This is a genomic window from Nonomuraea roseola (genome assembly GCF_039535395.1).
GTDB classification, from domain to species: Bacteria; Actinomycetota; Actinomycetes; order Streptosporangiales; family Streptosporangiaceae; genus Nonomuraea; species Nonomuraea roseola.
This window is the reverse complement of record NZ_BAAAXC010000015.1, coordinates 2,189,542-2,212,894: the sequence shown is the minus strand read 5'-3', so window position 1 is coordinate 2,212,894 and position 23,353 is coordinate 2,189,542. Positions and strand designations below refer to the sequence as shown.

General features: G+C 67.1%; 18 protein-coding genes and 2 CRISPR repeat arrays. Of the genes, 11 read left to right on the top strand and 7 right to left on the bottom strand.

The window, feature by feature from the left end; translation table 11 throughout:
• Positions 1-9 precede the first annotated feature (9 nt).
• Positions 10-2,844, bottom strand: a complete 2,835-nt coding sequence (locus ABFX55_RS33575) for an AfsR/SARP family transcriptional regulator (protein ID WP_346126662.1) — start codon at positions 2,842-2,844, stop codon at positions 10-12.
• Between the two features lie 445 nt (positions 2,845-3,289).
• Here ABFX55_RS33575 and ABFX55_RS33570 point away from each other — a divergent pair, with 445 nt between their 5' ends.
• The 10 genes from ABFX55_RS33570 to ABFX55_RS33525 all read left to right on the top strand — a co-directional run bounded on the left by ABFX55_RS33570 (position 3,290) and on the right by ABFX55_RS33525 (position 20,501).
• Positions 3,290-5,410 carry an FG-GAP-like repeat-containing protein gene (locus ABFX55_RS33570; RefSeq protein WP_346126661.1) on the top strand — a complete coding sequence of 707 codons (2,121 nt, stop codon included), beginning with the start codon at positions 3,290-3,292 and terminating at the stop codon, positions 5,408-5,410.
• Positions 5,411-5,945: 535 nt separating this feature from the next.
• Positions 5,946-7,885: direct repeats of the CRISPR family, unit length 37 nt; unit sequence GTTGCGATCCTCGGTCGCCCCGGAGGGCGACCGCCAC.
• 441 nt (positions 7,886-8,326) lie between these two features.
• Positions 8,327-10,501 carry a CRISPR-associated helicase Cas3' gene (gene cas3, locus ABFX55_RS33565; protein WP_346126660.1) on the top strand — a complete coding sequence of 725 codons (2,175 nt, stop codon included), beginning with the start codon at positions 8,327-8,329 and terminating at the stop codon, positions 10,499-10,501.
• Between the two features lie 38 nt (positions 10,502-10,539).
• Complete coding sequence (gene cas5c, locus ABFX55_RS33560; protein WP_346126659.1) at positions 10,540-11,187, top strand: type I-C CRISPR-associated protein Cas5c; 648 nt, start codon at positions 10,540-10,542, stop codon at positions 11,185-11,187.
• 4 nt (positions 11,188-11,191) lie between these two features.
• On the top strand, positions 11,192-12,925 hold the full coding sequence (cas8c, locus tag ABFX55_RS33555) for a type I-C CRISPR-associated protein Cas8c/Csd1 (protein ID WP_346126658.1): 1,734 nt from the start codon (positions 11,192-11,194) through the stop codon (positions 12,923-12,925).
• A gap of 37 nt (positions 12,926-12,962) precedes the next feature.
• Positions 12,963-13,823: a type I-C CRISPR-associated protein Cas7/Csd2 gene (cas7c, locus tag ABFX55_RS33550; RefSeq protein WP_346126657.1), complete on the top strand. Its 861-nt coding sequence runs from the start codon at positions 12,963-12,965 to the stop codon at positions 13,821-13,823.
• Positions 13,820-14,485: a CRISPR-associated protein Cas4 gene (gene cas4, locus ABFX55_RS33545; RefSeq protein ID WP_346126656.1), complete on the top strand. Its 666-nt coding sequence runs from the start codon at positions 13,820-13,822 to the stop codon at positions 14,483-14,485. Before cas7c ends, cas4 begins: the two co-directional genes overlap by 4 nt.
• Entirely contained in the window at positions 14,478-15,506 is a 1,029-nt protein-coding gene (gene cas1c, locus ABFX55_RS33540; RefSeq protein ID WP_346126655.1) for a type I-C CRISPR-associated endonuclease Cas1c, read from the top strand. The genes cas4 and cas1c overlap by 8 nt, the downstream gene beginning before the upstream one ends.
• Complete coding sequence (cas2, locus tag ABFX55_RS33535; RefSeq protein ID WP_346126654.1) at positions 15,506-15,796, top strand: CRISPR-associated endonuclease Cas2; 291 nt, start codon at positions 15,506-15,508, stop codon at positions 15,794-15,796. Before cas1c ends, cas2 begins: the two co-directional genes overlap by 1 nt.
• Before the next feature lie 130 nt (positions 15,797-15,926).
• A CRISPR array of direct repeats spans positions 15,927-18,073; the repeat unit is 37 nt; unit sequence GTGGCGGTCGCCCTCCGGGGCGACCGAGGATCGCAAC.
• Positions 18,074-18,396: 323 nt separating this feature from the next.
• Positions 18,397-19,290 carry a cation diffusion facilitator family transporter gene (locus tag ABFX55_RS33530; protein ID WP_346126653.1) on the top strand — a complete coding sequence of 298 codons (894 nt, stop codon included), beginning with the start codon at positions 18,397-18,399 and terminating at the stop codon, positions 19,288-19,290.
• 824 nt (positions 19,291-20,114) lie between these two features.
• Entirely contained in the window at positions 20,115-20,501 is a 387-nt protein-coding gene (locus ABFX55_RS33525; protein ID WP_346126652.1) for a GNAT family N-acetyltransferase, read from the top strand.
• A gap of 161 nt (positions 20,502-20,662) precedes the next feature.
• Here ABFX55_RS33525 and ABFX55_RS33520 read toward each other — a convergent pair whose 3' ends face one another.
• From ABFX55_RS33520 to ABFX55_RS33510, 3 genes are all read right to left on the bottom strand, one after another.
• Complete coding sequence (locus tag ABFX55_RS33520; RefSeq protein WP_346126651.1) at positions 20,663-20,977, bottom strand: hypothetical protein; 315 nt, start codon at positions 20,975-20,977, stop codon at positions 20,663-20,665.
• Positions 20,978-21,093: 116 nt separating this feature from the next.
• Positions 21,094-21,330, bottom strand: coding sequence for a hypothetical protein (locus ABFX55_RS33515; protein ID WP_346126650.1), 237 nt, complete (start codon positions 21,328-21,330; stop codon positions 21,094-21,096).
• Entirely contained in the window at positions 21,330-21,566 is a 237-nt protein-coding gene (locus ABFX55_RS33510) for a hypothetical protein (RefSeq protein WP_346126649.1), read from the bottom strand. Before ABFX55_RS33510 ends, ABFX55_RS33515 begins: the two co-directional genes overlap by 1 nt.
• Positions 21,567-21,656: 90 nt before the next feature.
• Between ABFX55_RS33510 and ABFX55_RS33505 the strand changes: the two genes are divergently transcribed.
• On the top strand, positions 21,657-21,944 hold the full coding sequence (locus ABFX55_RS33505; RefSeq protein ID WP_346126648.1) for a GntR family transcriptional regulator: 288 nt from the start codon (positions 21,657-21,659) through the stop codon (positions 21,942-21,944).
• Positions 21,945-22,060: 116 nt separating this feature from the next.
• Here ABFX55_RS33505 and ABFX55_RS33500 read toward each other — a convergent pair whose 3' ends face one another.
• Genes ABFX55_RS33500 through ABFX55_RS33490 form a run of 3 tightly spaced genes read right to left on the bottom strand, consistent with a single transcriptional unit; the run spans position 22,061 to position 23,271 of the window.
• On the bottom strand, positions 22,061-22,384 hold the full coding sequence (locus ABFX55_RS33500) for a hypothetical protein (RefSeq protein WP_346126647.1): 324 nt from the start codon (positions 22,382-22,384) through the stop codon (positions 22,061-22,063).
• Positions 22,385-22,393: 9 nt separating this feature from the next.
• A complete protein-coding gene (locus ABFX55_RS33495) occupies positions 22,394-22,942 on the bottom strand; it encodes a hypothetical protein (RefSeq protein WP_346126646.1) in 549 nt (182 codons plus the stop codon).
• Positions 22,939-23,271: a hypothetical protein gene (locus ABFX55_RS33490; RefSeq protein WP_346126645.1), complete on the bottom strand. Its 333-nt coding sequence runs from the start codon at positions 23,269-23,271 to the stop codon at positions 22,939-22,941. The genes ABFX55_RS33495 and ABFX55_RS33490 overlap by 4 nt, the downstream gene beginning before the upstream one ends.
• Positions 23,272-23,353: the final 82 nt, after the last annotated feature.

Below are 23,353 nucleotides of genomic sequence, written 5' to 3'. Positions count from 1 at the left end.
TGTCAGACGTCAGCTCGCGAACCGCCCGCTCAGAAGTGCTTGATCGGGTCTGGGGGCGGGGGGGACATCCTGGGCCAGGATCAGGTCCAGCTCCTCCTCGGTGAGAAGGTGGACGTCGCGCAGGGTCCGTGCCGACCGGTGCCAGCACTCGCGGGCTTCGGCGTGCCGTCCCAGGTCGTTCAGGGTGTCGCCGAGCCCCCACAGGGAAACGGCCTCCAGTGCCCGGTGGCCGGCTCTGCGCTGGAGCTCCGCGGCCCTCCGATAGAGGGGCTCGGCTTCCGCGAGCCGGCCCGCACGCCGGTAGGCGTCGGCCAGCGTGTCGCACGTCGCGCCCTCGTGATGGGGATTGTCGAAGTCCGACCAGATCTCCAGGCTCTTCCGGCCGGCGTCGATCGCGTCGTCCAGGCGGCCCATCTTGATCAGCACCGACGCCCGGCCGTTGAGCACGGTCGCCTCGTAATCGCGCAGGCCGCTCTCCCGGACTGCCGCTATCGCCCTGTTCTGGGTGGCCAGCGCTTCGTCGAAGCGCCCCAGCCTGCCGTACGTCGTGCCGAGGTTGTGCAGCGGGCCCGCGGCTCGGGAGGGCAGACCCGCCCGTTCCCAGCAGAGGACGGCCTGTTCGAGGTGGGCGACCGCAGGCTCGAAGCGGCCCTGATTCTTGTGGATGCAGCCCAGGTAGTTGTGCCCGCGAGCCTGGCCCGCCCAGTCGCCCGCACGGGCAGCGATTTCCAGCGCGTGAAGCTGGATCTCGATCAGATCGTCGAGCCAGCCTCGATGGCTGAAAGGCCCGTTGACACAGGCGGCCAGTCCGGTGGCGGTTTCGAGATCGTCGGCCTGCCGGACCGCGGCGATGAGGTTGTCGCGTTCGGTGTCGATCCAGGCGATGGCTTCCTGAGCGGTGTTCAGGTGCAGCCCGGGCTGGTCGGCTCGGAGGCCGGCCACGTTGACCAAGGAGGGATTGAGCAGGAGACCGGCCGTTCTGGCGGTGGCGAGATAGTGATGCAGCGCCCGGTGCGTGGCGGCGCGGCGCTCGCCTTCGGGAATGTCTCGGGCAGCCTGCTCTCGTGCGTACAGCCGGACCAGGTCGTGCATACGGTAGCGGCCGGGACCGGCCGGCTCCAGCAGACGGGCCTCCATCAGGTGGTCGAGCGCCGCCTCCACGGCGTGCGCGGGCCGGTCAGTGAGGGCCGCGGCCGCCTCCGGGGTGTGCGCGGGCGTGTCCAGCAGGCCGAGGAGGGCGAACAACCAGGCCGCGTTCTGGCCCGCCGGCTCCTCGCGCAGGTGGTGCAGGCTGACGGCCATGCTGACGCGCACGGCCAGGTCGGCATGTTCCAGCGTGTCGAGGCGGCGCGTGGCGTCGGCGAGCCGGTCGGCGAGGTAGGACGGCGTCCAGTCCGGGCGGGCGGCCAGGCGCGCCGCCGCGATGCGCAGGGCCAGCGGCAGGCCGCCGCACAGCCGGACGATCCGCGCAGCCGCCTCCGGCTCGGCGCACACCCGGGCGGGACCGGCGATCCGGGCCAGCAGCGTGGTGGAGTCGGCCGGGTCGAGCTCGGCCAGGCGTAGGTGGTTCACGCCGTCGAGCGAGGTCAGCGCCTGCCGGCTGGTGATGATCACCGCGCATCCCGCCCCGGCGGGCAGAAGTGGGCGGACCTGGGGGGCGTCCCGGGCGTTGTCGAGGATGATCAGCAGGCTGCGCGTGGCGGTGAGCGAGCGGTAGCGCGCCGCCGCCTCTTCCACCGCGGCGGGTACGGCGGAGCTGTCCAGTCCTAGCGAGCGCAGCAGCCGGCCCAGCGCGTCCAGCGGCGACAGCGGTTCCATCCCGGCGGTGGCGCCGCGCATGTCGACGTGGAGGACCCCGTCGGTGAAGCGGCCGGCCAAGGCGTGCGCGGCGTGCACGGCCAGCGCCGATTTGCCGATCCCGCCCGGCCCATCGATCGCCGCGATGGCCGGCGCACCCGGCGAGATCTCGGTCAGCGTCTTGCCGAGCCAGGTCAACTCGAGGTCACGTGCGGTGAAGGCCCCTGCGGCGGCGGGCAGCTCGGCCGGAGCGGGAGCCACGCCCTGCGCAGCCTGTTGGGGAGGGGTGGAGAGGTCGAGGACCGGGTCTCCGGCCAGCACCGCCTGCTGCAGGCGCCGCAGCGTGGCGCCCGGCTCGATGCCGAGCTCCTCGACCATGACGCGGCGGGTGTCCCGGTAGACCGCCAGGGCGTCGGACGACCGCGAAGCCCGATACAGCGCGAGCATCAGCTGCGCCCTCGGGCGCTCCCGCAGCGGGTGCGCCTCGATGTGCGCGGCCAGCTCGGGAACCACAGCGTGGTGGTCGCCCATGGCCAGCCGCAGGTCGGCGTCGTCCTCGAAGGCGGACAGCCGCTCCTCCCCCAGGCGCGCGGCCTCGATTCGCGCCCACTCTCCCTGCATCCCGGCCAGGGCATCGCCCCGCCACAGACCCAGGGAGTGACGGAACAGCGCGTGCGCAGCGGCGGTCTCGCCACGTGCCCGTGCCGCGCGGGCATCGCGGACCAGCCGGGCGAACCGGTGCGCGTCGACGTGCTCAGCCGGCAGGTCCAGGCGGTAGCCGCCGGGCACGGTCACGATGACCTCGGCGGCCAGGTACGCCGCGACGGTCGCGCGGAGCTTCGACACCACGATGTGCAGTTGCTTGGCCGCCGTCGCCACGTGGCTGTCGCCCCACACATCGGCCAGCAGCTGCTCGGCCGTGACCGGCTGGCCGGCGCTCAGCGACAGCCGGGCCAGCAGGCTGATCCGCCGACTGCCGGCCAACGGCAGCGGTGTACCGTCCGCGGAGACCTCCCACGGGCCCAAGACCCTGATGTCCAGTCCCATGAGCGCACCCCCTCCGTCTGTCACGTACAGGGCTGTTCGGTTCTGCGGCACTGATCTTAGAGCGCTCGGTCACGGCCAGCGTGGCGCGTCTCACTACGTGCATCGGCTGCGGATGGCCGGGAGGAGGCATGGAAAGCCCAGGTCAGCCAGGGCGGACAGGTTCGCGGCGGCTGCGGCGTCCTCCAGCGCCGCCATGGAGCCCGCCGTACTCGTACCCATGCCCATCGGAGGGGCGTCACCAAGGAGCGCACGAAGTCGAGGCAGGAGGAAGGAGGTGCAAACAGCTGTGGTGCCACCCCAATTGGTCGAGATCCTGAACCGGCGGGGTGTCCAACCGTGGGTACGGTATGCCGCGGGTATAGCGGCCCAGGTCCACGGCACGAAAATGTTGACAGCTGAGCCCGGCGGCTGACGGAATGGGCGGCCTCTCCCTGGAAGGAAATCCGTGCGTCTCGCTCGCCCTCTTGCCGCCGCCATGCTCGTGGTCGCCGCTGTGTCCGTCCCGCAGCCCGCGAAGGCGGCCGTGTTCAAGCACCCTGGCGTCCTGGTCAGCCGCGCTCAGCTCGACTTCGTCAAGGCCAACCTCGGCAACGAGCCGTGGAAGTCTGCCTGGACCGCCCTGCAGCGCAGTTCCTATGCCTCGCTGTCCTATACGGCCAAGCCCCGCGCTGTCGTAGAGTGCGGCCCGAGGTCGGATCCCGACCATGGCTGCTCGGACGAGCGCAAGGACGCCATGGCGGCCTACACGCACGCCCTGCAGTGGTACCTCACCAAGGACTCCCGCTACGCCACGAAGGCGATTCAGATCATGGATGCCTGGTCAGCCGTGATCACCAAACACACCGGGGACAACGCGCCACTGCAGACCGGCTGGGCGGGCGCCAACTTCTCCCGAGCCGCCGAACTCATCAAGCACACCTACACCGGCTGGTCCCAGGCCGGCCGGTTCGCCGGCAAGCTTCGCACGGTGTACCTCCCGACCCTGATCGCAGGAAGGCCCAACAACAACGGCAACTGGGAATTGATCATGACGGATGCCGCCATCGGCATCGCCGTACACCTTGACGACCGCGCCTCCTTCGACCGAGCGGTCGCGACCTGGCGCGGCCGGCTGCCTGCCTACATCTACCTCGCGACGGACGGCGCGCTGCCCAAGGCGCCGCCGGGCAGCACGTACAACACCAAAGCCGAGATCATCGACTACTGGCATGGGCAGACCAAGTTCGTAGACGGGCTGACCCAGGAGACCTGCCGTGACTTCTGGCACACCGGCTGGGGGCTTGCCGCCATCTCCCACGTCGCGGAGACGGCCCGCCATCAGGGTGTGGACCTGTACGCCAAGGCCAAGCACCGGCTGCGATTCGCGATGGACTTCCACGCTCGGCTGCAACTGGGCGGGACGGTGCCGTCGTGGCTGTGCGGCGGCAAGGTCACCCGTGACCTCGGGGCGCACTTCGAGGTGGGCTACAACGCGCTGCACCACCGTCTCGGATACGACGACGTTCCCTACGCCACGCGGTGGGTCGAGCAGAGCCGCCCCGCAGGGGTGTCACACTTCTTGGGCTGGGAGACCCTCACCCACGCGCAGAACCCGGACGGCGCCTGGACGAGTGGATCGGCCACGCCGGACTTCAACTCCGACGGCGTGGGCGACATCTTCTCGGCCGCCACCGGAACGCTGACCGTCTGGAACGGCGAAGGCGGTAACAGGTTCGGCCCGGCCACTACGATCGGCGGTGGCTGGGCGGTCTTCAGCCGTCCGATCGCCGGCGATTTCAACGGCGACGGGATCAGCGATCTCCTCGCGGTCAAGAAGGACACCAACACGCTGCACGTCTGGAACGGCGAAGGGGCCAACGAGTTCACCAGCGCCATCGAACTCGGGCCCGGTTGGGAGCCGTACGCGAGCACCTTGATGTCGCTGGGGGACGTCAACGAGGACGGTCACACCGACATCGGCGCCGTGCACGCCGAGACGGGGACGTTGACCGTCTGGAACGGCGAAGGCGGTAACAGGTTCGGCCCGGCCACTACGATCGGCGGTGGCTGGGCGGTCTTCAGCCGTCCGATCGCCGGCGACTTCAACGGCGACGGGATCGGTGACCTGGCGGCGGTCAACAAGGCCGGCAACGAGCTGCACGTCTGGAACGGCCGGGGCTCTAACAACTTCACGCCCGCGATCAAGCTCGGGCCCGGCTGGGAGCCGTACGCGAGCACACTGATGTCGCTGGGGGACGTCAACAAGGACGGTCACACCGACATCGGCGCCGTGCACGCCGAGACCGGGATGCTGTACCTCTGGAACGGCAAGGGGGGGCAACAAGTTCGGCCCGGCCACCGCCATCAGCTCCGGCTGGACATCGTACTTCTGAGGGCCTCCAGGGTGAGGACCACACCGCGATCCCATCCGCCATTGGAGGGCCATGACGAGGCGCTTCGCCGTGCCCGTGAAGCTGTGATGCCGGACGTATGCCGCTCGCTACCTGCACGTCCCCTCTCCTCACTGGACACCAGGATCGTAGGCACGAGGGGTGAGGGTGCTTACCCGGCTACGACACGCCGTTGATCGACCTTGAGACAGGCTCCAGCCGCATGATCGAGCATCGGCTACCAAGGGCCCTGGAGAGCCTCCGGGGCCCTTCGGTGTTCCATCCCGCACATGTCCCGCAGCGCCCTTTGAGCGCAGGGGAAACACGCCCGAAATCAGCCCGCATTTATCCCGCGACCACTGACATGAGGCTGCATGGCCTGGAAAAGCAAAAGAGCCCCCGAAGGGGCTCTTAGCTGGGAAAACTCCCTGTGGCAGGTCCAGGGTTCGAACCTGGGTAGGCTAAGCCGACGGATTTACAGTCCTGTGACGAGCGTGCTTTGACCTGCTGATTCCCGAATCCGCTGCCAGAATGGGAACGCAGTGGGAACAGTCGGAATTTGGTCTGACGGCTATAGGCGCATCCACCGCCTGAATAGCACGGAAACCGCCGACGGGATGTGCTCACGCCAGCAGTTCCTCCGCGACGCTTGGAGGGCCGAGACCGCCTAACCGGCCCTCTCGAAGGCGATCACTACGGTGATGCGGGGGTCAACTCCGACGCGGTCTCATCGTTGCGACCCCCGGTCGCCCCGGAGGGCGACCGCCACGGGCGGGTGAGCACCTGGTTGGGGTTGAAGAGCGTGTTGCGATCCTCGGTCGCCCCGGAGGGCGACCGCCACCATCCACAGGGACGGCGGAGGTGTTCTCGACGTCGATGTTGCGATCCTCGGTCGCCCCGGAGGGCGACCGCCACTCTTTGAGGAGGGTCACTCGATCCACGCCAAGTGGCAGTTGCGATCCTCGGTCGCCCCGGAGGGCGACCGCCACCCGGATGCGGTCCAGGCCGTAGCCGAGCATCGTGATGTTGCGATCCTCGGTCGCCCCGGAGGGCGACCGCCACTGGAGTACGGCAACGGCCGCGGGATCGTCCACTGCAAGTTGCGATCCTCGGTCGCCCCGGAGGGCGACCGCCACCAGGAAATGGAGCGCCTGGAACAGCGTCTGATCGCGTTGCGATCCTCGGTCGCCCCGGAGGGCGACCGCCACTCCGCGTGGAGGACCCGGGAGAGATCCCGGGTGTGGAGTTGCGATCCTCGGTCGCCCCGGAGTGCGACCGCCACGAGCCGGGCACGCAGTTGATGGTCAGATCCCAGTCGTTGCGATCCTCGGTCGCCCCGGAGGGCGACCGCCACAGCCCAGCGCCGGCGCCGGCGTACACGTCCTGAGCCGTTGCGATCCTCGGTCGCCCCGGAGGGCGACCGCCACCCAGGGCATCCCGTTCTGGTGGCCCGTCTCGAGGAAGTTGCGATCCTCGGTCGCCCCGGAGGGCGACCGCCACTTCCAGCGCAGTACCCTCAGCGATCTCGAGCGGGTAGTTGCGATCCTCGGTCGCCCCGGAGGGCGACCGCCACTGTACGACGGGCAGCAAGCCGAAGAGGCCCTTGTGCAGTTGCGATCCTCGGTCGCCCCGGAGGGCGACCGCCACGGTGACCTCCACGGCCTCGTCAACGAACGCGAGGTCGTTGCGATCCTCGGTCGCCCCGGAGGGCGACCGCCACTTGCGGAGGTCCATCTCTCGCCGGCCGGGGAGTGCGAAGGAGTTGCGATCCTCGGTCGCCCCGGAGGGCGACCGCCACCTGCCTGGAGTGGCCGCGCTGACCACCCCGAACGGGAGTTGCGATCCTCGGTCGCCCCGGAGGGCGACCGCCACTCGGCATCGGCGTCGCCCTGCTGGCACAGAACAAGTTGCGATCCTCGGTCGCCCCGGAGGGCGACCGCCACCTGCATGTCCAGCGCGGACAGCGGCGACGTCGACAGGTTGCGATCCTCGGTCGCCCCGGAGGGCGACCGCCACGACCTCGACCTGCCGACCGATGTGATCGAAGCACAGTTGCGATCCTCGGTCGCCCCGGAGGGCGACCGCCACCCGGCATCCGCTCAAGCAGTGCTGGAGGTGCAAGGGCGTTGCGATCCTCGGTCGCCCCGGAGGGCGACCGCCACTTGGGGAGCGTGACGTGGTCCGGGAGCGTGAACCAGTTGCGATCCTCGGTCGCCCCGGAGGGCGACCGCCACCGGCCACGGCGGGCGGGCAGGCGGATAGCTCACAGGTTGCGATCCTCGGTCGCCCCGGAGGGCGACCGCCACCGCGTCGTCCGTCGCGATCCGCGCCTGAGCTGGCGTGTTGCGATCCTCGGTCGCCCCGGAGGGCGACCGCCACGCCGGGAGGCCAGAGACAAGTTCGAGCGCGAGAGTCAGTTGCGATCCTCGGTCGCCCCGGAGGGCGACCGCCACCACACCCGGGCCGCTGACCGCGCGCTGACAGACGACGTTGCGATCCTCGGTCGCCCCGGAGGGCGACCGCCACTCCGAGGGCGAGCAGGTTGATGCGGCCGCCTACGCCGTTGCGATCCTCGGTCGCCCCGGAGGGCGACCGCCACCACGACGGACGCGGGGTGCTGGTTCATCCCGACTGGGTTGCGATCCTCGGTCGCCCCGGAGGGCGACCGCCACGGCACCTGAGCAGGCATGACGCTTTTCTAGCGCCGACAGGAGGGGATGCGAATTCACTTATCAAGGAACATAGGGGGCGATAACTACTTCGGAACCTATCGCGTATCGCGTGAGCACTTCAGGTTCCGAACCGCACGTCTCTCTGTCTGCGGAGGTGTCCGAGCACAAAGTTACTCCCACGGCGGATCCTCGTCTGGTTGGGGTCTCCAGGCGCTCCGAAGAGTTGCGGGATGCTCCGCAGTCGCGAGATTGTGGATCGCAATAATGATCATGGTTGGCCTGCGGGGAGCAGAGGCGCAGGCTCGGTCGCCTGAGCGGCCGACCCTGCACAGCGTGAAGCAATCGATGTTGTTGGCGCTTATTTGGCGGAACGCGGCGAAACTGTCGGTGCTATCTCCTAAAGTGCAGCTCTCGTAGGGTTTTTCCAAGTAGGGGGTGTGCGTGGCTGAGCGCTTGTGGGCGCACAGCGCCCGGGATGGCGACCGGCTTCGCCATGATCTCACCCACCATTTGCGGGGAACTGCGTTACGTGCAGGTGCCTTTGGCGAGGTCTTCGGCGCGGGACCGCTCGCCGCTCATTGTGGTTTGCTGCACGATGTCGGAAAAGGGTCGTGCGAGTGGCAGCGGGGCCTCATCGATGCGGAACGTCACGGTGGTCGGGTAGGCATCCCGCACAAGCATGCGGGTACCTGGCTGCTGGACAAGCAGGGCCTGGGCATCATGTCGTCCGTGGTGTTTGGTCACCACGGAGGATTGCCGGACTCCACACGCCTCAAGAAGGAGTTGCTCTTCGCGGATACTGACCCGCTGGTCGCCGAGGCCATCCAGCGGGTAGGGGAAGTCGTCCCCGAGATCTATTCGCCGGCGTCGATCGCGTTGCCTCGCTGGTTGCCCGAGGCCGCAACTGCGGACTCCTATGCGTTAGATCTCCTGGTGCGTATGGTCTACAGCGCGGTAGTTGATGCGGATTTTCTGGACACTGAGGAGCATTTCTCCGGCACGACACGCCCTTTTCATTCGGTTTCTGCTGCTGATTTGGCTGAGCGATTCGAGCAGGGACGCCAGGAGTTGCTCAAGAACAAGCCGAGGTCACCGATCGACGGATTGCGCCAGGACGTCTATCGGCAGTGCCTGGAGGCCGCGCAGGGACCGCGTGGGATTTACCGCATCCCAGCCCCCACAGGCTCGGGGAAGACACTCGCGGCGGGCGGCTTCGCCGTGCATCACGCCCGGCTACATGGCATGAAGCGCATTATCGTCGCGGTGCCGTTCATGTCCATCACTGAACAGAACGCCTCGGTCTATCGCGACCTATTGGAGGTCGAGGGCGGGGATTCGGTGGTGCTGGAGCACCACAGCGGCATCGATCTGGACGACGGCACCCCTGGGAGGAGGTGGCAGCGGCTGGCTGCGGAGAACTGGGACGCTCCCTTCGTAGTGACCACCACCATCCGGCTGTTCGAGTCGCTGTTCTCTCACAAGCCCGCGGCGATGCGTCGCGTGCACCGGCTGGCCGGCTCGGTGATCGTCCTGGACGAGGTACAGGCACTGCCGGACCGCCTGCTGATCCCGATCGTGTCCGCGCTGCGAAGCCTCACGCAATGGTTCGGGGTGACGGTAGTGCTGGCCTCGGCCACTCAACCACCCTTCGAGGTGCTCAGCCCGCTGCAGCAGACACCGATCAGGGATGTCATTGCCGAGCCGAAGCCGCTGTACAAGGCGCTGAACCGGGTGCGCTACCGGTGGCTGCTAGATCCGAAACCGACGATGGCGCGGATTGCCGAGCAGGCCGCGTCGGAGCCACAGGTCCTGGTGGTGGTAAACACCACCAGAGACGCCGCCCGGATGCATGAACTCGTGGAGGAGCATCGTCCAGCGCTGCACCTGTCGACGCGTATGGCGGCGGCCCACCGGCGCAACACTCTGGAGGAGATCCGGCAGCGCCTCGACGAAGGGCAGCCGATCGCGGTGGTAAGCACACAGCTAGTCGAGGCAGGAGTTGATCTCGACTTCCCCACCGGGTTTCGAGCGATCGCTTCCGCTGATTCTATGCAGCAGGCAGCTGGCCGGGTCAACCGAAGTGGGCGCCTGCCGTACGGAGAGATGATCATCTTCGACCCCGAGGACGGCAACAAGGCAGCCGACATGTTGTACGGCGCCGCACTGCAGGCCACCCGCGCCAGGTTCGGCCCCCACTGCCCGCCGGACGATCTGGATGCGCTGCAGGCCTATTACCAGGCGAGGTTCGACTTCAACAATGTCGAGGCGGCCGGTCGGGAGATCCAGCAGGGACGCCAGGCCCATGACTTCCCGCGTGTGGCGGAACTTTTCCGCATGATCGACGAGTGGACCGTTCCCGTCGCGGTCCGTTACGGCAACACCGAGAAGCTGGACCGGATACTCGCCCACCTGCGTGCCGGCCATCCGGGTGCAGGGGCGCAACTGCGTGCTCTGCGTCCCTATCTGGCCACCCTCCCGCGGGGTGCCGCGCGCAAGGCAATGGAAGAAGGACTTGCCGCCCCTGTCGTCGGTGACCTCATCGAATGGCTCGGCGACTACCACCCGCATCGAGGCATCGATATAGCCTCTCCCGACCCCCAGGAGCTGGTGTTTTGACAACCCGTCGCGTTCACCACCCACCTCCGGCGCTCGTCGTGGAAGTCGAGGCGCCGTACGCCTGTTTTACTCGCCCCGAGTTCAAAACCGAGCGCATGAGCTATCCGGTCATGACCCCGTCGGCCGCCAAGGGTGTTCTGGAGGCGATCTTCTGGAAGCCGGAATTCAGCTACCAGATCGAGCGCATCGATGTACTGAAGCCCATCCGATGGGTTTCGATCCGCCGCAACGAGGTCTCCTCCATGCTGACGCTGGCCTGGGTGCGCGAGGCCATGGCAGACACCACTGTGCGTTTCGACGTCGAAGCTGACCGCGACCAGCGCAACATGGTGTGCCTGCGCGACGTTGCGTACCGTATCCACGCGCAGGTACGGCTGCGCCCGCACGCCACCGCCCCTGAGGCCAAGTACCGCGATCAGTTTCGCCGGAAAGTCCAGCGTGGCGCCTGCTTTTCCCAGCCGTTCCTCGGTGTTCGGGAGTTCTCGGCGTCCTTCCACGCGAAGACAGATCGCGAGCCGATCCAGCGCGACGAAATGTTCGGAGTGATGCTGCACAGCATCGTCTACCGCCCGGACGGCGAAAGCTACCGGTGGTTCCATGCAGAACTCCAGCAGGGCGTGTTGGCGGTACCGCGTGAAGGCATCGAGCTGCCAAGTGCCAGCACGCGTACCGGCGGCAGGCGGTGACCTCATGCTGATCAGACAGCTCGCGGCCCACGCCGCCGACAGACGTGACCTCCCCCCGCCCTACTACCGCAACCGCAATGTGCGCTGGGCGATCGACCTAGACGCGGACGGACGCCCGCGGGGAGACCGCCTGGTGGATCTAAGCACCGCCGATGCCAAGGCGGGGATTCCGCTCGACACGCCGTACGTGCAGCGCTCCGGTACCGGATCGCTGCCGTTCTTGCTGACCGACACCTTGCAGTACGTACTGGCCATGCCCAAGGACGACAGCGACAAGCAGATCGCCGACGCCCAGCGGCGCGCCGAGGACTTCGCTGAGTTGGTCAATCGATGGGCCGAAGACGAACCACTGGCTGAGCCAGTGGTCCGTTTCCTGCGGCGCGGCGCCTTCTCAGAGGTGGAGATCCCTGCGCAGGCCAAGCCGTCCGACGTGGTGGCGGTCCGCACAGATCAGGGCTGGATGCATGATCTGCCGTCCGCTGTGAAGGTGTGGGGGCAGATCGTTCGAGAGCGCAAGAGCGCCGCCAGCGGTCAGGGGATCTGCCTGTCATGTGGTGAGCAGGGCCCGTTGCTGGCCACCATTCCGGAGCCGGTCAAGCCGGGCGGCATCCCAGTGGCGGGTGGACGGGGCCGGGATGCACAGCTCGTATCGATCAACAAGACCGCCCAGGGGCGCGGCGGCATCATTCAACTGGCCAACACCCCGCTTTGCGACACCTGCGGCGGGCAGGCGATGTCCGCACTGAACGCGCTCTTGGCGGACCGTCAGCATCACTACCGCGGCGCTGACAGCGTCCTGGTGTGGTGGCTGCGCCGCCCGGCCCCTTTTTCTCTGCTGGGGGCCGTCCGCGACGCCCAGCCACAGGACGTCCGCAGCGTCGTTGAGCAGCTGAACCTACCGTCGGCCCGCCGGGCCGACTGGCTAGACGACAACGACTTCTACGCCGTTTCCCTGTCGGCGAACCAAAGCCGTGTGGTGATCCGTGACTGGATCGACGTCCCGTTGATCGAGCTGTGTCAACACCTGGGCACCTGGTTTGCCGACCACGAGATGACCGATCTGTGGGAGGAAGGACCACAGCGGGTCCCACTGTGGCGGATGGCGTCCTCGCTCGGCCGGTACGGCAAGCAGGGCTATGTCAAGGACACCGCACCCCGGTCGGCCGAGCGAGATCTCATGGCCGCCGCCCTGCACGGCACCCCGCTGCCCTCGAATCTGCTGGCCCGCCTGATCCAGCGCATTCATGCCGACAACCGCGTTGACCTGCCGCGTACCGCGCTACTGCGTCTTCTACTCGTCCGAGCCACCCCGGCCATTAAGGAGATCCTGTTGGAGCATCTCAACTTGGGCACTCGCGACTCCGCCTACCTGTGCGGACGGGTCTTCGCCGTGCTTGAGGACATCCAGCGCACCGCCCTGGACAACGTCAACACCACCATCGGGGACAAGTTTTTCGGCGCGGCCATGGCCAGGCCGCTGCCGGTGCTCACCATGTTGCGCAAGAACGCCACCGGCCATCTGCGGCGGCTACGAGGCACCAAAAAGGCAGCCGGGATCGCCCTGGACAAACGCCTGGACGAAATTTTCCAGAACTTCACCGACGAGATGCCAGCCACCCTGGATCTCGCTGGCCAGGGACGTTTCGTTCTCGGCTACCACCAGCAGCGGTCGGCAGACCGAGACGCGGCCCGCGCAGCCGCCGCCGCGCGCAAGGCCTCCGCACCCGAATCCGTCTGATTCATCATCTTCGTCCTATCGAAAGGAACTCCACGGCATGTCCGTCCACCTGGACCCCGCCCGTAAGCACGACTTCGTCTTCCTGTTCGACGTGCGCGACGGCAACCCCAACGGTGACCCCGACGCCGGCGGCATGCCCCGGACCGATCCGGAAACCGGCCATGGCCTGGTCACCGACGTAGCGATCAAGCGCAAGATTCGGAACATGGTGGCCCTACTCAACGAGGGCATGGCCGGTTACGACATCTACGTCGAGGCCGGTGTCGCGCTTAACGCGCAGCATGAACGGGCCTACGCCGCCCTGGACCTGGATCCCAAACAGCGGCGTAAGTCCGAGCCTGAGGCGCAGCAGTGGATGTGCCAGACCTTCTACGACGTGCGTATGTTCGGCGCCGTCATGTCCACCGGCACGAAGCCGTGCGGACGTGTCCAGGGCCCGATGCAGCTCACCTTCTCCCGCTCCATCGACGTGGTCCTGCCGCAAGAGCACGCCATCACCCGCGTCACCCAGACCCGCGTGGACGATATCGACAAGGGCGAGTCGACCGAGATGGGCAACAAGCACATGATCCCCTACGGCCTTTACCTGGGATATGGCCACTTCAGCGCCCCTCTGGCCCGCCGCACTGGCGTAACCAGTCAGGACCTGGAAACGTTCTGGCGCGCCATGGTGTTGATGTTCGAACACGACCGCGCCTCCACCCGCGGCGAGATGGCGCTGCGCGGCCTGTACGTGTTCAGTCACGACGACCCCTTTGGCATGGCGCCGGCTCACGAACTGTTCGATCGCATCAAGGCCGCCCCCAACCAGCCGATTCCGCGCTCGTTCGCCGACTACACCGTCTCTGTCGGGAATGACCTCCCCCATGGGGTCGCCCTTACCAGCGTCATCGGGTGAGCCTCAGGACTCTGCAGGCCGACGGCGCTCCCGTGCTACAGGTGACGCTGTCGGCTCTGGAACATCACGCTTACTGTCCACGCCAAGCCGGGCTTATCCTCCTAGAGGACGGATACGCCGATGACGCGGCAACCATTCGCGGCACCCTCATGCACCAGCGCGTCCACGACCCCGGGTACGAGACACGCGGCGCCGTACGCACCCTGCGTGCCCTTCCGGTGTGGCACGACGGGCTCGCGCTGGTCGGGGTCTGCGATGTAGTGGAGATCCATCATGACGGCCCCGTCATCCCGGTCGAGCACAAGTCGGGCTCGTACAAGGCGGGCGGACCTGCTGACGTACAGGTGACGGGCCAGGCGATGTGCCTAGAGGCCATGTTCGGATGCTCGGTTCCGCAAGGGGTGGTTTACTCCACCGCGGATCGCCGCAGACACACTGTCGCCGTCGATGCCGCCGCCCGGGAGCGGGTGCTCACCCTCGCCGAAGAGGTACGACACACGCTGACCACGGCCACGCTTCCCGACGCCGCGGCCGATCAACGGTGTCGGCGTTGTTCGATGCATGACATGTGCATGCCGCGCGTTCTCGCTCGCAGGGGCGCCATCATGCGAGCCGCGTCCAGCCTGTTCACCCCCCAACCTGAAGCGGCCTGGGATGACTGAACTCCTGAACACGCTCTACGTCCAGACACAAGGGGCGAGTCTCCATCTCGACCACGACAGTCTTAAAATCATCATTCCGGAAACCTCGAAAACGAGGCTACCCCTGCGCCGCTTGGACGGCATTGTGGTCTACGGTCACGTGTCTCTGTCCGCCGAACTCCTTACTCGGTGCGCCGAGGACGGCCGGTCCGTGGTCTGGATGAGTCTGTCCGGACGCTTCCTCGGGCGAGTCGACGGACCCATCCGCGGCAACGTCCTGTTGCGCCACGCCCAGCACCTCTCCCACTCCGACACTGCTCTACGCCTGAAGATCGCCAGAAGCTGCGTCGCCGGCAAGTTACAGAACTCTCGGCAACTCCTCCTTCGAGGAGCACGCGATGAGAGCGGCCCGACACAAACTTTTCTGCGGTCGCTCGCGCATGACATCGATGACCTCTTGGCCCGCGCCGGTGACGCGGGAGACCTTGACGAACTCATGGGACTGGAAGGTCACGCAGCCCGCCTCTACTTCGAGGGGTTGACGCGCATACTCCGCCCGCCGTCCGGCATCGCCCCCTTCACCAACCGGACGCGACGGCCCCCCACCGACCCTGTCAACGCGCTGCTGTCGTTCTTGTACGGGCTGACCCGCTCCCTGGTTCATGGAGCCGCGGAGCAAGTGGGTCTTGATCCCTACTTGGGTTTCCTCCACGGCATGCGCCCCGGCAAGCCGGCTCTCGCCCTGGACCTGATGGAAGAGTTCCGTCCCATTCACGCCGACAGGCTCGCGCTCAACCTGCTTAACCGCAAGCGACTACGCAAGGAACACTTCCAGACACTTCCGGGCGGTGCCGTCCAGTTGACTGAGGACGGTCGCCGTCTCGTTCTCGCTGAATGGCAGGGATGGAAGAACAAGGACTGGCCGCACAAGCTACTCGGACGAAAGGTGTCCGCCTCATTGCTGCCTGTTGTCCAGTCCCGCCTCCTAGCTCGGCACATCCGCGGCGAACTGCCTGCTTACGTCCCTTGGACCGTCGGCTGATGCAACTTCTCCTGACGTACGACGTGGTGACTACCACGCCAGAGGGTCGACGTCGGCTGCGGCGAATGGCCAAGCTATGCGAGGGATACGGTCATCGCGTCCAGAAGTCCGTATTCGAGATCACCTGTACGGACGCAGAGTTGCTTACCCTGCTCGACGCCGCAACGCGGATTATCGAGGTTTCCGATGATTCGGTACGGGTCTATCGGCTGCCAAGCAACGGGTTCGCCACAGTGCATCGCTTGGGCGTTGCTGAGCCCGCTCCCCATCATGACCCGCTCATCCTGTAGTTCGGAACCTGAATTGCTCACGCGACACGCGGTGGGTTCCTAATGAGTTATCGCCCTAAATGTTCCTTGATAAGTGAATTCGCCAGTCTTCCTGCCGACGCCGGGAAGGCATTGTGCCTGCTCGAATACCGTGGCGGTCGCCCTCCGGGGCGACCGAGGATCGCAACTTCAGCTCGATCCGGGCGGTGTAGCGGGTCACGGCGTGGCGGTCGCCCTCCGGGGCGACCGAGGATCGCAACACTGGAAAGCCGATCATGGCGATGCTCGCCATCGAGTGGCGGTCGCCCTCCGGGGCGACCGAGGATCGCAACTACGCCAGATCGGTTCGGCCATGACGATCTCCTTCGAGAGTGGCGGTCGCCCTCCGGGGCGACCGAGGATCGCAACATCGTGTGCGGGTCAGTAGCGCTGACCACCGGGGTTGGTGGCGGTCGCCCTCCGGGGCGACCGAGGATCGCAACACGCAGCCGGCGGTGACGAACCCGTCGACCGGCGAGGTGGCGGTCGCCCTCCGGGGCGACCGAGGATCGCAACACCGTCGTACCGGCCGGGAACGTGTAGGAGTTGGTGTGGCGGTCGCCCTCCGGGGCGACCGAGGATCGCAACACCGCGGGCGAGTGGCGAGCGTTCGTCTTGGGCGTGTGGCGGTCGCCCTCCGGGGCGACCGAGGATCGCAACTCGGTGGTCATGAGCGTCATCACGTCTCCTGCGTCTGGTGGCGGTCGCCCTCCGGGGCGACCGAGGATCGCAACGTCGGCCCACGCCTGGTAGGCGCGGCGTGCCTGGGTGGCGGTCGCCCTCCGGGGCGACCGAGGATCGCAACGGCGCACGCCTGCTCGTCCTCCGCCCATAGGTCTGGATGTGGCGGTCGCCCTCCGGGGCGACCGAGGATCGCAACGCTGACACCGGCTGGGAGCCCAGCGCGGTCTACGGTGTGGCGGTCGCCCTCCGGGGCGACCGAGGATCGCAACTTCATCCGCGCCCGGATCTCAGCGTCCGTGGGCCCGGTGGCGGTCGCCCTCCGGGGCGACCGAGGATCGCAACGACGGCGTGAAGGGCACCTGCACCCGCGGCGCCGGTGGCGGTCGCCCTCCGGGGCGACCGAGGATCGCAACATGCGTGCCTACCTGTGTGTGTTGGGGACCTGCATGGTGGCGGTCGGCCTCCGGGGCGCCCGAGGATCGCAACTCGCTGGTACCGGCTCGACGTCCGACCCGGTCGTCAGTGGCGGTCGGCCTCCGGGGCGACCGAGGATCGCAACAGCAATGTCTTCGCGGATGTCGGCTCGCACGTCTCCGTGGCGGTCGCCCTCCGGGGCGACCGAGGATCGCAACCCTGTACGGCTGGCGTCGTGCCCGCCATGGTGGCCGTGGCGGTCGCCCTCCGGGGCGACCGAGGATCGCAACGTGAGCCCAGCCGACAGTAGGACCCGACCGACCGGTGGCGGTCGCCCTCCGGGGCGACCGAGGATCGCAACACGATGGCGCTCAGCGTCGGCACGGGCGGCGGCCCGGTGTGGCGGTCGCCCTCCGGGGCGACCGAGGATCGCAACGGGTGTACCTGAACCTGGCGTTGGCGGAGGCGGCGGTGGCGGTCGCCCTCCGGGGCGACCGAGGATCGCAACACCTTGGTCAGCGCCTTGTACACGGCGTCCGGCGTCGGTGGCGGTCGCCCTCCGGGGCGACCGAAGATCGTAACGATGAGCAGATCTACGCCTGCGCCAAGCCGGGTGGGTGGCGGTCGCCCTCCGGGGCGACTGAGGATCGCAACACGAAGTCGTGACGTCACGAAGCCGCGAAGTCGTGTGGCGGTCGCCCTCCGGGGCGACCGAGGATCGCAACGTCAAGGGCTGGATCACCCCCAAGCCCGGCTCTGCCGTGGCGGTCGCCCTCCGGGACGACCGAGGATCGCAACCACCGCTTCGCCCTCGCCTCCGCCTCCTGCACACGGTGGCGGTCGCCCTCCGGGGCGACCGAGGATCGCAACGGCGACGGGACCACGGCCGTCCACAAGCGCGCGGACGGTGGCGGTCGCCCTCCGGGCCGACCGAGGATCGCAACTTGCGATGCCGGCTCACTTCGCCCCTGCCTGACGGTGGCGGTCGCCCTCCGGGGCGCCCGAGGATCGCAACAGCGCCTTCAAGAACCTGATGCGCACCTGGATCGAGTGGCGGTCGCCCTCCGGGGCCACCGAGGATCGCAACGGCAGCAGCGTCGTGCCCGCTGGGCAGACGCGCGCATGTGGCGGTCGCCCTCCGGGGCGACCGAGGATCGCAACCCCCATGTCATGAGATCCGCTGCTGATGCGATCAGTGCCGGCCCGTAAGAGCCGCAGAATGCCCACTCTTGCGAGGTGATAGCACCTGATTCATTGCTGCGTACCTGTTCGCCTGCGTATGGTCCCAGGACTGAGACATCTATGAAGCGAGGTGTGTCATGTCTGGTCCAAGGACTCCCGACCATGTACAGGGTCACGGACATGGTCACGAGGAATCGCAGGGCATCAAGAAACTGTTGTCTCGTGTCAGGCACGCCATCGCCCCGCACAGCCATGGCAGCGCGGACAAGACAGATCAGGCGCTTGAGTCCAGTAGCCGGGGCATGCGCGTGCTCGCTCTCTCCTTCGCCGCCCTCATGGCCACCGCGCTCGTCCAGTCCGTTATCGTGGCTGTCTCCGGCTCCGTCGCGCTTCTTGGCGACACGCTCCACAACTTCGCCGACGCGCTGACCGCGCTTCCCCTGGCCGTCGCATTCTCCCTGGGGCGTCGAGCAGCGACCCGCCGTTTTACCTACGGGTACGGCAGAGCCGAGGACCTGGCGGGCATCGCGATCGTCCTGCTCATCGCGGCTTCGGCGGCGTTGGCGGGATACGAAGCTGTGGTCCGGCTCATTCATCCACAGGATGTGGAAGCTCTCGGATGGGTCGCCGTAGCGGGTGTAATCGGCTTTCTTGGCAACGAGGCGGTCGCTCGCTATCGCATCAAGGTCGGGAGGGAGATCGGCTCAGCTGCCCTGGTCGCGGATGGTCTCCATGCCCGCACGGACGGCTTCACCTCGCTCGCCGTCCTGCTCGGCGCTGGGGGCGTCGCTCTCGGCTTCCCGATCGCCGATCCCCTCGTCGGCCTCGCCATCACCGCCGCGATCTGCTTCGTCCTGCGCGACGCCGCACGCGAGATCTACCACCGGCTCATGGACGCCGTCGACCCCCGCCTGGTCGAGCAGGCCGAACACATCCTCTCCGGCGTCCCAGGAGTCGAGCAGGTGGGAGCCGTGCGGCTGCGCTGGATCGGCCATGCGTTGCGCGCTGAGGTGGACATCGCGGTGAACCACTCACTCTCCCTGGTCGAAGCGCACGGGGTCGCAGTGGAGGCGGAGCACCGATTGATCCATGATCTACCGCGCCTTCAGGCCGCCACCGTGCATGCCGACCCCAACGGCCCTGAAGGCACAGACCACCACTCTGTGCTTGTCACCCATCGCATCCGCAGCAGGTGATCGGCGCTGGCTGGGGAAGTAGGGAGGGCGTGCCTCCTGTCAGCCGTACATCCGGTGACAGATCCTGTTGCGCAGCGCGGAGGCCCGCTTATGAGGCGGGAAGAGTCGATCGCACTTGCGGTCCGCCGTGCTGATGCGCTTCGCCCTCTGTGGCGGTCTCTTCGTCTTGGAACTTGGTCTCTTGGCCGTCTTCGACTTCGCGCGGGAGCTCGCCGAGGCGTGGCGGTCGGCTCGGTCGCGGTTATGCGCGGCTCGGCCCCGGTGGGTCGACTGGGCGGTAGGGCGCTGCGGCGGCGTGGGCCTCGCGCTCGTCAACGACGGGCTGGCAGTCGCCGGCGTCGGTGAGGTAGGGGCGGGCAGAGCTGAGGCCGTCCGCTGATGGCGTGGTGCGGCCAGCGGACTGTCGTGGACGGCGGGCGTTGGGATGGATGCGCTAGTCCAGCTGGCCGACCACACGCCCATGGCCATGAGAGCGACCAGGGCGCTCAGGAGCACAGGACGCAGGTGGCGATCCCAGATTTGGGCGGCGGCCAGGACCAGCGTGATCCCCCAGCGGCGGCCTGGCGGCGTGGGTTGAGCATAGCGGGCGTACAGTCGCGGGGGCTCGGCGGATTGCTGGCCGAAGCTCGCTGGTGACATGCCGTACGGCGGCGGCCAGCGCCGCGTCTCCTCCTGAGGTCGAGGGTCGTCATGCTCACTGTGCATGTGGGCTCCCTGATGATCGCCGGACTCTGTCAGAGCGTCCGGACAGGTCATGAGTTCGCCGTGAACCTCCCTGCCGTGTGCAAGTAGCGGAACGAAAGACGTGCGGGCATGCTGGTCGGATGCCTGAATTGATCAATCCGACCAGTAGGCTGCGGGTCTCGTTCCTGGCCGCGATCATTGAATGGCGTGCAGACCGCGACTACCCGGTTCCGTGGTTCGTCACCGATGTTGATCCTCCGGCCCTGGTTGTCCCGTCGGCCTTTGACGCGTACGTGGCGCGGTTGTTGCGTGAGCGGGATGAAGCCGCTGACAGAGCACCTGGCTTCGTCCCGATGACGACGCTGTGGTGGACCGATGGGGAGCACATGCTGGGCAGGTTGGCGATCCGTCACCGGCTCACTCCGGCGCTGGAGAAAGCCGGTGGCCACATCGGTTATGACGTTCGGCCCAGTGCACGGCGTCAGGGGCACGCGAGTGCGATGCTCGCAGCAGAACCAGCTCGCTGATCCGAGTGGCTTCTAAGGCACGAACCGTCACGCCTTTCTGGCTCTGTCGCGCATGCCGCCGCATTGCCGCGCAATCCGCAGAATTCCCATGGAGGGCCGATACGGCAGGTCAATGAGCCCGTGCTTCTAGACAGGAGTGCTGTCCGCAGAATCGAGCGCAACTACGCAGATTCGGAGGGCTGCACTCGGCGTGCTGCGCGAGCGAGTTGTCCGGCTCGGGCCTTGGACAAGCCGAGTTGCTCGGCGAGCGCCGACACTGAAAGCCCCTCTGCCGTCTGGATGCGCAACGCGGTCTCGGCTCTCACCAGGGCGGCCTCATCAGCCAGCCCGCGTATCTGCTCGGCGAGGCGAGTGGCACTCTCGTAGGCCGTGCGCAGGTCGGGTTCGGTCCGTATTTGACGGACGACCTCCTGATACGCACGCCTCAAGGCGAACAGAGCTGCGTCCAGGCCCACGACGTCGGAGGGTTCCATCATGAGTGCTCCCTGATCAATCGTTGCTGGACACGTCGGGGTGGTGAGCGCGGCGGCGAGTCGCGACACGGGCCGTCCTTTAAGGGGTGGCAGGACGGGGCGCTCGCCGCCGCGCCGCTTTAGGACCGCCTCACACGCTCGGTGACGAGGCGGGCGCACTCCTTGCAGACGGCATCGCCGACGCGCCAGGTGAACAGTTGGCCGAAGTTGTTGCCCACTCGGGCCGTACGTCCGCACAGCGCGGTGACGCATTGTGAGACGGCCGTGTCGGCCTGGCGCTCGTGGAGGCACCACGGCCCAAGCCCGCTGATGATCAGTACGAACCGGTCCATGTAGGTGTAAGGCGCTGACGGCATCACGAAACCTCGCCAGTCGCGGTGGCGAGGAGCACCACAAGCCCCAGAGCGCTGTGGTGGTGAATCGTCCGTGTACAGGCGCAGCCGGCTTCCCAGCATGTCCCGGTGGCACACCAGATGCCTCCGGGTTGTTCGATGAGCCAGTCCGGGTACGCCTTCTGGATCGACTGAGCGAGTTCCTCGGCCTGCCCCTGATTCAGGTCGAGAGTGATGCGCGAAAATCCTGGCACTCTCATGGCCTCAGGATAGCGCGGTATAGAGCGGTATGCAGCAGCATGCCGCTACCTAAGTGTTTGTGCAGCTCAGGGCCGTTCTAGGTTGCTGTTATGGCAGAAGAGCAGGGCATCCCGCCGTTCGACCCCGAGGGAGCCGTCTACGTCTACGCGGCGATGGCCGATCACATCGCCGCGCGCATCCAGGCGGGAGAGCTACGCGTGAATGCCCGTCTCGCTGGAGAACGCGCCTTGGCCGAGGAGTACGGGGTGGCGTTGGGCACCGCGCGCCGTGCCATTGAAGAGCTACGTCAACGCGGTCTGGTGGTGACCCTGCCCGCCAAGGGGACCTTCGTGGCCGCGCCTCAGCCTGGGGGTGACGGCGAGACAGAGCCGGTCTGATTCTGCGGAGTTCTGCGTGATTCCGCTGAGCGGGAGTGGCGCCTGCCGAAAGCAGTAAGCGCTCAGAAGATCACTCCTCTGAGCGCTTACTGCGGATTGTGCGAGGACGTTCCGCGTCACATCTCGTCGTGACGGATCTCCGCTGCCAGTGTGACCGTCACGCCTGCCCCTTGATCCGCTACAGAGGCATGCAGGCGCACGCCGTAGTCCTGCTTGATGCCGTTCGGCCATGCCTCGGCTCCGAGGGCTGCCCGCCACGCTTCGAAATCGTCTTGCCGTTGGATCGGGTCGACGGCCTCACAGTGCCCAGCGAGGATCGGTTCGGACTGGGCGCTCGCCACGGTCCACGCGATGACTGGCAACTCCTCGCGAGCGGCGCGTTCCAACAGCACGCCCAGCAGTTCATACGCCCGGCGTTGATTCTCCGACTGCTCAGCCATGCGAGTCTCCTAAGCGATCTGCCCATCCGCGATCGTGATGGGCTCCTCACCGTGCTTGTGGTCGTACATGCCGGCCAGCGCGGGACGGAAGGCCGCAAGGTGCCGCCGCCACGTTTCGCACAGCGCATCGCGGGCCGAGGAGTCGGTCTGCAGCAGGAACTGCAGGTGGCGCATCCCGTGCAGGAGGACATCTATGTACCGCGGAATGGGGGCGTCGGCCGCGTCCACTTCGATGGGCTTGCCGACGACGTCAGTCAGAGCGGGGCTGACCGGCTTCGCGTCCGGCCACTGATCGCGCACGTAGTCCAGGCAGTCGATGACCGCCACGTAGGTCAGGATGACGGCCTGGCCGTCAGCACGCCACGAGGTGGAGTGCAGCAGCTTCACGCCTGCTGCGGCCTTGTTCGCCTCCAAGACATCAGTGACGGTCGTGTGCGGGTCGCTCTCCTGAAGGATGGCCGAGGAGCGCCATGCGTCGCTCCCGCTGATCAGCCAAATTCCGGTTTGGTCCGCCGAGACCGGCCAGACCTCCACCCGAACCTCGGTGCGCTCGCTCACTGAGTTTCCTCCATCGCGGTTCCACGCTGATCAGTGGCGTCTTTGGCCGTCTTGATCAACTGGGCTGCTCGTGCCTTCGAAACTCCGATGCGGCCAGCCAGGTCGGCCAGCGACATCCGCTCTTGCTCGAAGATGCGGGCGGCGGTGAGCGCGCGGCGATCGCCCGAAAGCTCATTGAGCTGCCGGATCGTCTCCACAAGCTGAGTTGCACCGCCGTACGCACGGTTGGGATCTGGTTCTGCCTCGATCGCCGCCACTGCCGCGTCGAAAGCGCGCACGAGGTCGGCAAGCGCGGTTTTGACCGCCTCACTCACGCCTTCATCCGTCATGCCCACCAGCGTAGACGCTTCGTCAAGGGGGGACTAGACAACACGCGTGTAGTACCCCCTTGACGTTCGTGCAGGGGGCCCT